The sequence below is a fragment of the Yersinia thracica genome (assembly GCF_902170565.1).
Taxonomy (GTDB): Bacteria; Pseudomonadota; Gammaproteobacteria; order Enterobacterales; family Enterobacteriaceae; genus Yersinia; species Yersinia thracica.
In genome coordinates this window covers 1-14,004 of record NZ_CABHXX010000134.1, presented here as the reverse complement: position 1 = coordinate 14,004, position 14,004 = coordinate 1, and the positions used below count along the sequence as shown (strand labels likewise).

Genomic DNA, 14,004 nt, shown 5'->3' with positions numbered 1-14,004 from the left:
GAATGCTATGAGTCTGAATTTTCTTGATTTTGAACAGCCGATTGCAGAGCTGGAAGCGAAAATTGACTCGCTGACCGCAGTCAGCCGTCAAGACGAAAAATTAGATATTAATCTGGACGAAGAGGTTCAGCGTCTACGTGAGAAAAGTGTCGAGCTGACGCGGAAGATATTCTCGGATCTCGGTGCATGGCAAATTGCCCAATTGGCACGCCATCCTCGTCGTCCTTATACCCTGGATTATATCGCTAATATCTTTACCGATTTCGAAGAGCTGGCCGGTGATCGCGCCTATGCTGACGATAAAGCTATCGTTGGTGGGATCGCACGTCTGGACGGTCGCCCGGTGATGATCATTGGTCACCAAAAAGGCCGTGAAACCAAAGAGAAGATTCGTCGTAACTTTGGGATGCCAGCACCAGAAGGTTATCGTAAAGCATTGCGTCTGATGGAAATGGCTGAGCGCTTTAAACTGCCAATCATTACTTTCATTGATACACCAGGGGCGTACCCCGGTGTCGGCGCAGAAGAACGCGGTCAATCTGAAGCCATTGCTCGTAACTTACGTGAAATGTCACGCCTGAATGTGCCTATCGTTTGTACTGTCATTGGCGAAGGGGGTTCCGGCGGTGCCTTGGCAATTGGTGTAGGTGATAAAGTGAATATGCTGCAATACAGCACTTATTCTGTTATCTCCCCAGAAGGCTGTGCGTCTATTTTGTGGAAAAGTGCGGATAAAGCGCCTTTAGCCGCAGAAGCCATGGGTATTACCGCTCACCGTTTGAAAGAACTGAAAATGATTGACTCCGTCATTCCTGAGCCTTTAGGAGGAGCACATCGTGATTACCTGGCGATTGCCGCTTCACTGAAAGCACAGCTTCTGGCTGATCTTAGTGATCTGGATGTTCTGAATGACGAAGAGTTATTAAATCGTCGTTATCAACGTCTGATGAATTATGGTTATTGCTGAGTCAATGGCATAAAAAATGATATTTGAAAATCCGGTGCTGAGTTAGCACCGGATTTTTTATATTTAATTATGATTAGATTTATTATAGGGCGGCCATTGAATGGTTGTATCAGTCACCGCTATATCAACTATTGTACTTGCATAGTCTGGGTTAGAGTTTTCCTGAGCATCAATAGTGATATCTTTCCCTAATACATAAGCTAACTGTGCTAACTTACAAATTTTCTCTTTCTCTATGTAGTGCCAAATATTACTGTAACCAGGCATAGTATTGGTTTTAATTGAAATATGACAGTTTTCTTCTGAATGACGTAGGCCGTTAATTTTCCCCACTAATTTATATTCGGAAAAAGCAGGTTGGCACAATAATATCGTTACAGTAGCGGCGATTAATTTAATCATAAAACATCCTTATCAGTTCTAGTAGCGAAATGGTTATTATCTTTAGCCATTAATCCAGGGGCAGTAATCGTAATATGGCAGCCAGTGTTTTTTTATTGTAAAAATACTTCACAGTGGAAAACCCCTTATTAAGGCAGGCGTTTTTTGCTGGAATATCTCTCTTCATTATTAAGTTATTTATATTTTGACTATCATTACATGCAGTTCCTGTAACCACTGACAGTGGCAATTGTTGCCCGGTATCATTCTGGGCCATAATAATGAACCCATTTGGCGTACCAACGGTTGGGTAAGCTTCGGAGGAACTTTGGTTATGATCAAATTGAGGCGAATATGAAGGGTTAGAATGCCAGCGTGTAGCCCAAAAAATGTCTGAATTCATAGCGCCAGTTTGGTAATGCTGATTCAGTAAATCCGCATTAATCGGGGCATACGACATAATCCGGTTATGTACAAAACCACCATAGGCCACCCATTCTTCCATGCCACCCCACTCTTCCAGAGCATCACGCAACATAGTGTACTGATAGGAGTTAACGGGTGAAGTATCTCTGGCATGGGCAATGGACTCGTCGACATTATAGAAGTTAGCTGCCGGGCGAATTGCATATAGATAAGTCTCAAAATCACCTGCATATAAACCATTACTGTCAATGTCGAATTCAAAAATAGAATGTTCGATAGCATGTTCTAATAAAGAGGTGGTTGAAACAAAACCACTGGTATAACCCTCTGGTGCCTCTCCTGTGAAATGTTCCAATAAATCATTACTATGAAGTAAATGAAAGTAGGGGAACATCCCCCCCACCAAGGTTATTTCTTCTGGGGGGCGGTTATCTACTCGATAAACAATATTCACTGGGCTAATAGCAAGTGCCGGTAAACTGGCAGAAGCAATAGTAATTAAAAATAAAACTTTACTAAACTCTATATACACCTTTGTAAAACTTGTCATTTTCACCTCGCAAAATTCATTTATTTTTTATTGATGTCCTGGTGCTATTATTTTCAAAATTAGAACATAGCACAGGATGCTGATGGGGATTTATATAAAAATAGTTGTTCATATGTCATTTAATATATTCTCATGACGCGTTGAATATAGTTATGTTTTAGTGAATGATTAATTATGAATATTTTGTTTTTAGTATTACTATTGTATAAGTGCCGAGTGGACTGACCGGTGATATCAATAGTGACATGCAAATAATACAGAGTTAACTTAGGATGAGATATGTTAGTTATACGTCAGGTTCATCATATTGCGATCATTGGCTCAGATTATCAGGCAAGCAAAAAATTCTACTGTGAAATACTGGGTTTTAGCCTCCTGAGTGAAGTTTATCGCGAAGCGCGGGACTCGTGGAAAGCGGATTTGGCGCTAAACGGCCAGTATACGATTGAGCTATTCTCCTTTCCCTCTCCGGCACCACGGCCTAGCCGCCCAGAAGCATGCGGCTTACGGCATTTGGCTTTTCAGGTTGATGATATTGAACTGGCGATACAAGAACTTGACGCCGCTGGTGTGATTTGCGAAGCAGTTCGCATTGATCCCTATACACAATCACGTTTTACTTTCTTTAATGATCCAGATGGTTTACCTCTGGAGCTCTATGAATTGATAGCGGAATAAGATGAACTTCACTCCTGCGACACCCAATGTTTTACTCAACCCACTGTTCGCGCAATTGGGTGAACAACGCCATGTTCTGGTTGGGTTTAGTGGTGGTTTGGATTCTAGCGTGCTGCTGCATTTATTGGTTTGCCTGCGTGATCAATTTATACCTGACTTAATAATTCGCGCTATTCATATTCATCATGGTTTAAACCCACGGGCAGATAGTTGGGTAAAACATTGCCAGCAACAGTGTCGGCAATGGAAAATTCCACTGGAAGTAGTGCGCGTTAGCATTGATGCGCGCCATGCGGGTATTGAGGCGGCGGCGCGAACCGCTCGTTATGAGGCTTTTACCTCACATTTAGCCGCCAATGAAGTGTTGCTTACCGCCCAGCATTTAGATGACCAGTGTGAAACCTTCTTACTGGCACTCAAACGCGGCAGTGGCCCGGCGGGTTTATCTGCAATGGCGGCTAAAATGCCTTTTGCTCACAGCCAACTATGGCGGCCATTATTGGCATTTTCTCGTGAAATGTTAGAAAACTATGCCCAAGCACAGCACTTACAATGGATTGAAGATGACAGTAATCAGGATGATCGCTTTGACCGTAATTTCCTGCGATTAAGAATCTTACCTTTGTTGACTCAGCGCTGGCCTCATTTTGCTCAAGCTACGGCGCGCAGTGCCAGTTTATGTGCTGAGCAAGAGCAACTATTGGATGAGTTACTGGCTGATAATCTGCAACAACTGCAAAACGAAGAGGGAGCGCTGTCTGTCGAGGGGTTATTACTCGCCTCAGAGGCTAAGCGCGCCGCGATATTGCGCCGTTGGCTGGCAGGGCGTGGTGCCTCAATGCCATCACAAAGCCAACTGCAACGTTTGTGGTTAGAAGTGGCGATGGCCAGACAGGATGCCGAGCCTCAATTGACTCTTGGCATACATCAGATTCGCCGTTTCAGGCAATATTTGTACCTGCTATCACCACTGGCAGAGATACGAATACCGCATCTGTCTTGGGCTAAAGTTCAGGTCGCACCTGACGAGGCGGTGGTTGTACCCGCACCTTTGATTTTGCCTGCCAATCTTGGGGTGCTGAGTTTTACGCACGAGGGCGGGCAAGCTATTAAGCCTCCCAATCTTGGCGAAGAAATAAGCATTCGCTTTGGCTTGCAAGGGGATATCAAAATTGTCGGGCGGCACCATTCGCGTCAAAGCAAGAAAATATGGCAAGAGTTAGGTATCCCGCCATGGCAGCGGGAGCGTATTCCTCTGCTGTATTTTGGCGAGCAATTAATTGCAGCTGCCGGTGTATTTGTCACTCAAGCGGGGCAAGTTAATGAAGGCGACCCGTGCTGGCATCTACATTGGACCAAACCGGCATTAAATAATAAGAACAAATAAGGTTGTTGATTCTTGAGGAGCAATAATGAAATTAGTCGTTAGTATAGTGGCACTCAGTTTATGTAGTTTTTCGGTATTGGCAAAAAATGATATAGAAGCCGGTCGTGCGAAGTCAGCCAGCTGTGTGGCTTGCCATGGTGCACAGGGTAAAGTTTCAGTGCCTATGTACCCTAATCTTGCAGGACAAAATGCAATGTATTTAGAGCAATCACTGGCAGCTTATAAGAAAGGGGCGCGCACTGGGGGGCAGGCTGAAGTGATGCGTGCCTATGTGGCTAATTTGTCTGATGAGGACTTTTCAGATCTGGCGGCTTATTATGCGAGCTTAAAACCTTAATTAGCCTGCTCTGAATGCAAAACGGGTCACTTTTCAGTGGCCCGTCGTTAAAGGTGCAGAATTATGATGCACTTACTACTACAGTCCCTATCTCGGGGTGACTGAAGCTGGCTATGTGGTCAAGACGTAATTCACGTATTGTCCCCTCTTGCTCGACAATCAGGTATTCGACCTTTTTTCTCAGCAGCAGGTCACTAGCTTTACCTTCTACGAGCTCACCGCCTCTCAACTTCAACGTCAGTATCAGGTGATGTTGGCAGGCGAGCTCCAGATTATCGTAGTCATCACAATTGATGGGTTGATACTCTTCACTCATCGACATAATCGCTCACCAATAAGTTAGCGGCGGCAAAGGCCGCCTGTTCCCTAACGGAGGACGGGAGTGCGTCGTTAGCCGCAACTTCGTCCAATGCTTTCAATACACAACCCAGCGCATCTGACACATAGCCCTGGTCACCACTGGCTATTTGTGCATAAAAACGGCGTACTAATTCACAGTATTGCTGCACAGAAATCCTCCCGGAAAAGTTTAACCCGGTAGATTCTCAGCACAAATACCACACTGTCAACCTACGAAGATAAACTCTGAACTTATAAGGACTATAGCACAGGAGTGTTGGAGATATCAGAGCCAGAACAAAGCTTTCTTTTTAGTATTGATACAACTAATAACTCTCTTTATACCGGGCTGGCTGCTAGCGGACTTAATCAAGTACACTATAAGCCAGATAATTAAGAGGTCACCCATGGCACTAAAAGCAACCATCCATAAAGCTGCCGTTAACATCGCCGATATGGACCGCAATTTTTTTCAGGATATTAACCTGACCATTGCGCAACACCCATCCGAAACGGACCAGCGCATGATGTTGCGTTTATTGGCCTGGATTTGTCATGCGGATGAGCGTTTGCTGTTTACCAAAGGCTTGAGCGCTGATGACGAACCAGAAATTTGGCGTCACAATGATCACAATGGCATCGAACTATGGGTTGAATTGGGGCTGCCAGAGGAAAAGCGGTTGCGTAAAGCTTGTAACCAATCACAGCAAGTTGTGCTCTATGCTTACAGCGAAAGGGCCGCTAAAGTGTGGTGGCCACAAGTGCAGGAAAAGTTATCGGGGTATCGTAATCTCCGGGTGCGTTTCCTGGATGATGAAAAAATGGCAAAGTTGGCTGCGCTGTCTCAGCGCAATATGTCATTGCAAGCCACGCTGCAAGAGGGAAATATTTGGTTATCAGATGATAAGAATAATCTGGAAATTAGTTTTGATGAATGGCAAGGCAATGGGCAATAAGCGTGTTGATTATATCCAATAATGTCAGCTTACCCGACAGCGAGATTGAACTGACGGCTATTCGGGCCCAAGGTGCGGGTGGGCAGCATGTGAATAAAACCTCAACGGCCATCCATTTGCGCTTTGACATTAAGGCCTCAAGCCTGCCAGAGTATTATAAAGAAAGGCTATTATTGCTCAATAGCCATTTGATGACCGCCGAGGGGGTCATCATTATTAAAGCGCAAGAATACCGCAGCCAGGATATGAATCGCGAGGCTGCGCAGCAGCGGCTAGTGGCATTAATCCGTCAGGCGATGGTGGTAGAAAAAACTCGCAGAGCGACGAAACCGACTAAAGGTTCAAAAATCAGGCGAGTTGAAAGTAAAGTCCGCAAAGGAGCGACAAAAGCGCTGCGCGGTAAAATACATCAGGATTGATGCTGATATTAGCCCCAATGGTGACTGATGCGGCTTCATCATTTTATATCGGACACAGTATGGGAGAATGACTGTGAGTAAATTAACAATAACGCTATTTTTGGCAGTAGGTGCGCTGTCATTATTAGGTTGTAATAATCGGTATCAGCCGGTTGAGCAGGTTTTACAACCCATGCAGCAAAGTTATCAGGGTGTTTTACCCTGTGCGGATTGCAGTGGCCTGGATACTTCGTTGTTCCTCGATAGTGATGGAACTTTTATTTTGAAAGAAGTTTATCTTGGTAGCAAAGATGGCAACCAAACATTCGCAGAATATGGTCACTGGGCGCGTACGGCGGATAAATTAGTGTTAACCACCGGGCAGGGGGAAAAACGTTATTTCCGGCCTGTTGGTAAAAACCTTGTGATGCTTGATCAACAAGGCCTGCCGATTGAATCCAAATTGAATTATCAGTTGGTACCCAGCGATCAGCCTTTACCTAAAACGCCGATGCCACTTAGCGGTATGTATAAATACTTTGCTGACGCGGCAGTATTTACTGATTGCGCAACGGGTAAAACTTTCCCAGTGGAAAATAATATCACCTTGGAAAAGGGATATTTAAAAGCGCGTAAAAATATGGGGGAACCGGTATTCCTGACCCTTAATGGCCATTTTGATATTCGGCCGTCAATGGAGGAAGGGCAATCAGATAAAACACTGATCCCGGCAGGTGATATTCAGTTCAATGCCAATAAGAACTGTGACAGTCAGTAGAACCTGACTTTTGCTGCAAAAAAAAAGCTGCCAGCTGTTATTCACATTCTGGCGGCTTTCTATTTTCTATTTATAGCTAATTAGCGTTTGATTTGGCTCAGCAAGAAATCAATAATTTCACTGGTTTTAATCATTTGCTTTTCACCAGCACGGCGATTTTTGTATTCCACTTCTTCGCTGTCGAGATTGCGGTCACCAATAACGATATTGTGTGGCACGCCAATCAATTCCATATCAGCAAACATCACGCCAGGGCGCTCTTTACGATCGTCGAGAATAACGTCAATCCCATGAGCGCGTAGGGTCGTATATAACTCTTCTGCCAGTTCTTTGACGCGGAAAGATTTATGCATATTCATTGGCAAAATAGCCACCTGGAATGGTGCAATAGCATCCGGCCAAATAATACCGCGGTCATCATGATTCTGTTCAATGGCAGCAGCAACCACACGGGAAACCCCAATACCGTAACAACCCATGGTCATCACTTGGTTACGGCCATCTTCACCTTGAACTGTGGCTTTCATGGCTTCCGAATATTTCGTCCCTAACTGGAAGATATGACCAACTTCAATACCTCGTTTGATAAGCAAAGTGCCTTGACCATCTGGGCTGATATCGCCTTCAACCACATTGCGCAAGTCTGCAATGTGTGGCAGTGGCAAATCACGTTCCCAGTTAATGCCAAAGTAATGTTTGCCATCGATATTCGCGCCTGCGCCAAAATCACTCATCACAGCGACACTGCGATCAGCGACAACAGGCAGTGGCAGATTAACCGGGCCTAATGAACCTGGGCCTGCACCAATAGCGGCGCGAATTTCTTCTTCTGTCGCGAAAGTCAGTGGCTTGGCAACTTGCGGCAATTTCTCAGCTTTAATCTCGTTCAGTTCGTGATCACCACGAACCAGCAGGGCAACCAGCTTATGTCCACTCTCTTCATGAGCATGAACGATTAAGGTTTTCACTGTTTTTTCAATCGGCAGTGTGAACTGCTCGACTAATTCAGCGATGGTTTTTGCATTCGGAGTATCAATGATACGCAGTTCTTCTGTCGCTGCTGCTCGTGGTGCAGCCGGTGCCAGCGCTTCAGCGAATTCAATGTTAGCAGCATAATCAGAACCGGTTGAGAACACGATATCGTCTTCACCACTGTCTGCCAGCACTTGGAATTCGTGGGATGCACTGCCACCGATGGAGCCAGTATCTGCCAGTACCGCACGGAAATTCAGATCCATGCGGCTGAAAATTTTACTGTATGCGGCATACATTGCGTCATAAGTTTCCTGCAATGATTCCTGAGTGGTATGGAAAGAGTAAGCATCCTTCATCAGGAACTCACGGGCACGCATCACGCCAAAACGAGGGCGAACTTCATCACGGAACTTGGTTTGAATTTGGAAGAAATTCAGTGGTAACTGCTTGTAAGAGTTTATCTCACCACGAATCAGGTCAGTAATGACTTCTTCATGAGTTGGGCCGAGCACAAAAGGGCGCTCGCCGCGATCAACAAAACGTAACAGCTCAGGGCCATATTGTTCCCAACGGCCACTCTCTTGCCATAAATCAGCCGGTTGCACAACAGGCATTGAAACTTCGATTGCACCGGCGTTATTCATTTCTTCGCGCACGATGTTTTCGACTTTTTTCAATACCCGGACCCCGGTTGGCAACCAGGTATAAAGACCTGAGGCCAGTTTACGGATCATCCCGGCGCGGAGCATCAACTGGTGGCTGATCACTTCAGCATCAGCAGGTGTCTCCTTCAGAGTGGAGAGCAAATATTGGCTAGTACGCATGATGTTTTGGTTCCATTGGCACTGCAACAAGTAGAGGCAGCCAAAAAAGTAAAAAGTAATTTAGTTTACCAGCGAGTGCGGGTTGTCAAAAGAGAGCAGGGCGAAATTTAGTATGGGTCGAGAGATAACACTTCCGTTTGGCCAGCAATAACCCGCCAGCGCACGTTAAATTCTAGTAGCAGAACTGCATATTCTCGGCTTTCATTATCACCTTTGCGGTAGGCCGGGCGTGGGTCTTGCGCTAAAACCTGAGTGATAAAACGCCGCAAATGTGGATAACGTTGTTGTTGCTGTATTAACTGCTGTTCGGCGGTAGGAGAAAAACTCACCGGCATGTCTGCATCTGGTGCTGTTTGAGCAAAACCCGCGCGCGCGTGGGGTTGGCTCTCCGCAAAAGGCAAATAGGGTTTGATATCAATCACTGGCGTGCCATCAACAAGATCCAGACTGCCTAGCTCCAGAATGACTTGCCCTCCTTGGCAATGCACCCCTTTCAACTCGATGAGGGACATGCCAATCGGGTTAGGCCGAAAGGTGGCGCGGGTGGCAAATACCCCCATTCGGGCATTCCCACCCAGACGCGGAGGGCGAACCGTAGGCCGCCAACCGCCATCCATGGTTTGATGGAAAACGAACATCACCCATAAATGGCTAAAATCAGCCAGTCCTCGCACAGCTTCCGCTTGGTTATAGGGAGCTAATAGGTGCAATTCGCCACCACCATCTTCAATCAGACCCGGCTGGCGCGGCACGGCAAACTTTTCTTTATAGGGTGAGCGAATGACGCCAATCTGATTAAAGGAAAAAACACTCATTTTGATGAAACATTCAGTGCAGAGCCCTGACACACGGCTTGTTGATAACAGCCGGGGACACCACTTTGTATTTCACATTGATGCAGTAAGACCGCATTGGCTTTCATATAGGATGCTCGAGTCTGCATTCTCTTACGGGCGGTTGCGATACTCGGTGGGGAGTCTTGAACGGTGGATTGGCAAGATTCACCGGACACTTCGCCTAAATCGCGGAAAGGCTTGCCAACAAGCTCCTCTGCGCTTTTATACAGTTTTACCGGCGCCGGACGAGGGGCAACGGTAGTGCTGGATTTGATAACCGGAGGCGGTTGCTTAACCGGATTTTCTGTGGTGGATGGCTTTGATTGAAGCACGGAACATCCAGTTAGCGAGAGAGCTAACAGGCACAGAGGTAACGCACGCATAGAAATTCCTCAGCCTTTTTATTTAAGAGGCGCTATTGAAGCAATCTATTATGCAAATAACAAGACGGGCTATAGCCCGTCTTGCAATATATTTAGCAAACACTGAATTTAGGAAACCTATATTCAGCAAGTGCAGTATTCAGCAAAATAGCTAACTGACTATTACCAGCCTTTAACTGCACCACCATTGAATGCTTTGTTTGCTGCATCGTAAACTTCGTCAGATTGATAAGCTTGAACGAATTTCTTCACGTTTTCCGCATCTTTGTTGTCTTCACGGGCCACGATCAGGTTAACGTAAGGTGAGTCTTTATCTTCTACAAACAGGCCATCTTTAGCCGGTGTCAGGCCAATTTGGCTAGCATAAGTGGTGTTGATGATTGCCAGGGCGATCTGTTGGTCATCCAAAGAACGTGGTAACTGAGGCGCTTCCAGTTCAATCAATTTCAGGTTTTTAGGGTTCTCAACCACATCCAACACGGTTGGCAGCAGACCAACGCCGTCTTTCAGTTTAATCAGACCGACTTTTTGCAGCAGCAACAGTGAACGGCCCAGGTTAGTCGGGTCATTTGGCAGTGCTACCTGAGAGCCAGGTTGTAGTTCTTCCAATGATTTGATTTTTTTAGAGTAACCAGCAATCGGGTAAACGAATGAGTTACCGACAGAAACCAGTTTGTAGCCGCGATCTTTGATTTGCTGATCCAGATAAGGTTTATGCTGGAAAGCATTCAGGTCAATATCGCCTTTGCTCAGTGCTTCGTTCGGTAATACATAATCATTGAAGGTGACCAATTCAACATCCAGGCCATACTTGTCTTTTGCTACTTTCTGTGCAACTTCAGCAACTTGCTGTTCAGCACCCACAATGACACCGACTTTAATATGGTTTGGATCTTTTTCCGCTGGGCCGCAACCCACCAGTGCCAGAGTACCGATTAATGCACTGACTACCGCGATAGATTTGAATTTTAAAGACATATACTTTCCTCTATAAACACTTGTTAAGATGCGCCGCTGTGTGAGGCCGTCGCTGATTAATTTATGTATTAATAACTACTTGTGGGTAACGGCTTTTACGATCCGATCGCCACTTAACTGAATCAGATAAACCAAAATAACTAATAGCACCAACACTGTATTCATTACCGTGGCGTTATAACCAATGTAACCATACTGATAGCCGATTTGGCCTAAACCACCGGCACCTACCGCCCCCCCCATAGCGGAATAACCCACTAGGGTAATTAAAGTAATTGTGGCCGCATTGACCAAACCTGGTAGCGCTTCGGGTAACAACACTTTTTTGATGATTTGCATGGGGGTAGCACCCATAGCACGGGCTGCTTCAACCAAACCAGATGGAATTTCCAAAAGAGCATTTTCCACCATGCGGGCAATAAACGGAGCAGCACCCACCGTTAACGGGACGATTGCTGCCTGCAAACCAATAGAAGTACCGACTATCATCCGAGTGAAGGGAATCATCCATACCAATAAGATAATAAAAGGTATGGAGCGGAAGATATTCACCACCCCAGACAAGGTGCGGTAAATCTTATTGTTCGCAATAATTTGCCCAGGGCGGGTGACATACAGTAAAACGCCCACCGGTAGCCCCAACACAAAACCAAAGAAGCCAGAGACAAAGGTCATCATTAGAGTTTCCCAGACGCCTCGGCCCATTAACCACATCATTGCCTCAGACATAACCCAGAACCTCTACTTTTACATGATGATCTTGCAAGAACTTGATGGCAGCGAGACCATCCTGAGTGTCGCCATGCAACTCAGCTAGCATGACACCAAATTTAACGCCACCGGCATAATCCATTTGCGAACTCAGGATACCGATATCAATATTAAAGCGACGCACAGCCTGTGAAATGAGCGGGGCGTCAACGGACTTACCCGTGAACTCCAGCTTCAGAAGCGGAACGCGATCTACCGTTGGCTCCGGACTCATACGTTTAGCGTAATCCTCTGGAATATCTAAATGTAGAGTTGATTGAATAAATTGTTGCGCCAGAGGTGTTTTCGGATGAGAGAACACTTCGCTGACACTGTCTTTTTCAATCAATTTGCCTTCACTGATAACCGCAACTTGATCACAAATGCGTTTCACCACATCCATTTCATGGGTGATAAGTAAGATGGTCAGGCCTAAACGGCGATTAATATCTTTTAGCAATTCCAGAATTGAGCGGGTCGTTGCAGGGTCCAGCGCGCTGGTGGCTTCGTCACACAGCAGAACCTTAGGATTACTGGCCAAAGCGCGGGCGATAGCAACGCGCTGTTTTTGACCACCGGAGAGATTTGCAGGGTAAGCATCTTGCTTATCGGCAAGCCCGACTAAATCCAGCAACTCGGTGACTCGCTTCTTTATATCCGCGCGTGACGTGTTGTCCAGCTCAAGCGGCAACGCGATATTGCCATACACGGTGCGGGAAGAGAGTAAATTGAAATGCTGGAAAATCATGCCAATCTGACGACGTGCGCGTGTCAGTTGGCCTTCAGATAAAGTTGTCAGATCTTGCCCATCAACCAATACTTGTCCGCTGGTGGGGCGTTCTAACATATTGGCGCATCGGATCAATGTACTTTTACCGGCACCTGATGCACCAATAACGCCATAAATTTGCCCAGCTGGGACGTGTAAACTCACGTCCGAAAGCGCGGTAATGGTGCGCGAACCCTGCTGGAATACTTTGCTGATATGAGAAAGTTTAATCATATTATTCTTATTTTATCGTCATTTCCGTGGCTAGATAAAAAGTAAACTTTGGCAGAATCCAAAGTATAGATTGGATGTTAAGGCGTCTAGACGGCTAAGTCAACTGGCAACACTGATTCTCTCCCATTCTCAATCGGTAATAAAACATGCGATACTAGCCAAGTTTACAGCCCTTAGGAGCAGATAAGTGACTCAGCCCGTCCCCGCAATATTTTTAGATCGTGATGGAACAATTAATGTTGATCATGGTTATGTCCACGAAATTGATAATTTTCAGTTTATAGACGGTGTTATTGATGCTTGCCGTGAATTGAAAGAAATGGGTTTTGCTCTGGTTTTGGTCACCAACCAATCAGGGATTGCACGCGGTATTTTTACCGAAGAGCAATTTTTGAGCCTCACCGAGTGGATGGATTGGTCTCTTGCTGATCGTGGTGTTGATTTAGATGGTATCTATTTCTGCCCACATCATCCCGATGGCAGTGTAGCGGAGTTTCGCGAAACATGTGAATGCCGTAAGCCATTGCCAGGCATGTTACTGCAAGCACAAAGTGAATTGAACATCGATATGGCTTCTTCTTATATGGTTGGCGACAAAATTGAAGATATGCAGGCAGCACTCGCGGCAAATATCGGTACTAAAGTGTTGGTCCGCACCGGTAAGCCCGTGACAGCGGAAGGTGAATCCGCAGCAGATTGGGTGCTAAATAGCCTGGCTGACCTGCCAAAAGCGATAAAAACGCGTCACAAATAGTCGTTTCGTTTAAATAGTCAGCAAACGGAAAAAACTTTAATATAAACCCTTGCCATTCTGAAGCAGCTCCCTATAATGCGCATCCATCGAGACGGCACACAACGAATCAAGTAGTTAAGTGACCGGCGAAGAGAACAGAGAAATTCAACGAAATTAGTAGTTGACTCTGAATGAGGAAAGCGTAATATGCGCACCTCGCGTTACCAACCACGGGTTGCTAACGCACTGCTCTTTAACAATTTATCAGACAATCTGTGTGGGCACTCGCAAGACGATATCGAAGCCTGTTTCGGCAGGCAGAAGC

The 14,004-nt window shown here is 45.8% G+C and carries 18 protein-coding genes; 8 read left to right on the top strand and 10 right to left on the bottom strand.

Annotated elements, in window-relative coordinates:
- The first annotated feature begins 7 nt into the window (after window positions 1–7).
- Entirely contained in the window at window positions 8–967 is a 960-nt protein-coding gene (accA, locus tag FTA91_RS18745) for an acetyl-CoA carboxylase carboxyl transferase subunit alpha (RefSeq protein WP_004391685.1), read from the top strand.
- Between the two features lie 63 nt (window positions 968–1,030).
- Here the strand turns inward: accA and FTA91_RS18740 are convergent, their stop codons facing one another.
- Window positions 1,031–1,369, bottom strand: coding sequence for a hypothetical protein (locus FTA91_RS18740; RefSeq protein ID WP_050113947.1), 339 nt, complete (start codon window positions 1,367–1,369; stop codon window positions 1,031–1,033).
- A gap of 49 nt (window positions 1,370–1,418) precedes the next feature.
- The gene (locus FTA91_RS18735) at window positions 1,419–2,324 is read right to left on the bottom strand and encodes an enterotoxin A family protein (RefSeq protein WP_050113950.1); all 906 of its coding nucleotides are present in this window, start codon (window positions 2,322–2,324) and stop codon (window positions 1,419–1,421) included.
- A gap of 279 nt (window positions 2,325–2,603) precedes the next feature.
- On the opposite strand from FTA91_RS18735, the gene FTA91_RS18730 reads away from it, so the two are divergent.
- Genes FTA91_RS18730 through FTA91_RS18720 form a run of 3 tightly spaced genes read left to right on the top strand, consistent with a single transcriptional unit; the run spans window position 2,604 to window position 4,726 of the window.
- Window positions 2,604–3,002 carry a VOC family protein gene (locus tag FTA91_RS18730; RefSeq protein ID WP_050113952.1) on the top strand — a complete coding sequence of 133 codons (399 nt, stop codon included), beginning with the start codon at window positions 2,604–2,606 and terminating at the stop codon, window positions 3,000–3,002.
- Between the two features lies 1 nt (window position 3,003).
- On the top strand, window positions 3,004–4,389 hold the full coding sequence (gene tilS / locus FTA91_RS18725) for a tRNA lysidine(34) synthetase TilS (RefSeq protein WP_145583760.1): 1,386 nt from the start codon (window positions 3,004–3,006) through the stop codon (window positions 4,387–4,389).
- 22 nt (window positions 4,390–4,411) lie between these two features.
- Window positions 4,412–4,726 carry a c-type cytochrome gene (locus FTA91_RS18720; RefSeq protein ID WP_050113956.1) on the top strand — a complete coding sequence of 105 codons (315 nt, stop codon included), beginning with the start codon at window positions 4,412–4,414 and terminating at the stop codon, window positions 4,724–4,726.
- Window positions 4,727–4,787: 61 nt separating this feature from the next.
- Here FTA91_RS18720 and rof read toward each other — a convergent pair whose 3' ends face one another.
- Both rof and FTA91_RS18710 read right to left on the bottom strand, forming a co-directional pair.
- Window positions 4,788–5,048, bottom strand: coding sequence for a Rho-binding antiterminator (gene rof / locus FTA91_RS18715; protein ID WP_049560345.1), 261 nt, complete (start codon window positions 5,046–5,048; stop codon window positions 4,788–4,790).
- Window positions 5,035–5,235 carry a YaeP family protein gene (locus tag FTA91_RS18710; RefSeq protein WP_004391680.1) on the bottom strand — a complete coding sequence of 67 codons (201 nt, stop codon included), beginning with the start codon at window positions 5,233–5,235 and terminating at the stop codon, window positions 5,035–5,037. The genes rof and FTA91_RS18710 overlap by 14 nt, the downstream gene beginning before the upstream one ends.
- A gap of 237 nt (window positions 5,236–5,472) precedes the next feature.
- Between FTA91_RS18710 and FTA91_RS18705 the strand changes: the two genes are divergently transcribed.
- The 3 genes from FTA91_RS18705 (at window position 5,473) to nlpE (ending at window position 7,197) form a co-directional block, all read left to right on the top strand.
- A complete protein-coding gene (locus tag FTA91_RS18705) occupies window positions 5,473–6,021 on the top strand; it encodes a YaeQ family protein (protein ID WP_050113958.1) in 549 nt (182 codons plus the stop codon).
- 2 nt (window positions 6,022–6,023) lie between these two features.
- Entirely contained in the window at window positions 6,024–6,440 is a 417-nt protein-coding gene (arfB, locus tag FTA91_RS18700) for an alternative ribosome rescue aminoacyl-tRNA hydrolase ArfB (protein ID WP_050113960.1), read from the top strand.
- Window positions 6,441–6,513: 73 nt separating this feature from the next.
- Window positions 6,514–7,197, top strand: a complete 684-nt coding sequence (gene nlpE, locus FTA91_RS18695) for an envelope stress response activation lipoprotein NlpE (protein WP_050113981.1) — start codon at window positions 6,514–6,516, stop codon at window positions 7,195–7,197.
- An 80-nt stretch (window positions 7,198–7,277) separates the two neighbouring features.
- Here nlpE and proS read toward each other — a convergent pair whose 3' ends face one another.
- The 6 genes from proS to metN all read right to left on the bottom strand — a co-directional run bounded on the left by proS (window position 7,278) and on the right by metN (window position 12,946).
- Window positions 7,278–8,996, bottom strand: coding sequence for a proline--tRNA ligase (proS, locus tag FTA91_RS18690; RefSeq protein WP_145533905.1), 1,719 nt, complete (start codon window positions 8,994–8,996; stop codon window positions 7,278–7,280).
- 107 nt (window positions 8,997–9,103) lie between these two features.
- Window positions 9,104–9,811, bottom strand: a complete 708-nt coding sequence (gene tsaA / locus FTA91_RS18685; RefSeq protein WP_145583758.1) for a tRNA (N6-threonylcarbamoyladenosine(37)-N6)-methyltransferase TrmO — start codon at window positions 9,809–9,811, stop codon at window positions 9,104–9,106.
- On the bottom strand, window positions 9,808–10,215 hold the full coding sequence (rcsF, locus tag FTA91_RS18680; RefSeq protein ID WP_050113965.1) for an Rcs stress response system protein RcsF: 408 nt from the start codon (window positions 10,213–10,215) through the stop codon (window positions 9,808–9,810). Before rcsF ends, tsaA begins: the two co-directional genes overlap by 4 nt.
- A gap of 162 nt (window positions 10,216–10,377) precedes the next feature.
- Entirely contained in the window at window positions 10,378–11,193 is an 816-nt protein-coding gene (locus tag FTA91_RS18675) for a MetQ/NlpA family lipoprotein (protein ID WP_050113966.1), read from the bottom strand.
- Between the two features lie 75 nt (window positions 11,194–11,268).
- The gene (locus FTA91_RS18670) at window positions 11,269–11,922 is read right to left on the bottom strand and encodes a methionine ABC transporter permease MetI (RefSeq protein WP_032813821.1); all 654 of its coding nucleotides are present in this window, start codon (window positions 11,920–11,922) and stop codon (window positions 11,269–11,271) included.
- Complete coding sequence (gene metN, locus FTA91_RS18665; protein ID WP_050113968.1) at window positions 11,915–12,946, bottom strand: methionine ABC transporter ATP-binding protein MetN; 1,032 nt, start codon at window positions 12,944–12,946, stop codon at window positions 11,915–11,917. Before metN ends, FTA91_RS18670 begins: the two co-directional genes overlap by 8 nt.
- Before the next feature lie 187 nt (window positions 12,947–13,133).
- Between metN and gmhB the strand changes: the two genes are divergently transcribed.
- Window positions 13,134–13,700 (top strand): D-glycero-beta-D-manno-heptose 1,7-bisphosphate 7-phosphatase, encoded by a 567-nt coding sequence (gene gmhB, locus FTA91_RS18660; protein ID WP_050113971.1) that lies wholly within the window; start codon window positions 13,134–13,136, stop codon window positions 13,698–13,700.
- The last annotated feature ends 304 nt before the right edge of the window (window positions 13,701–14,004 follow it).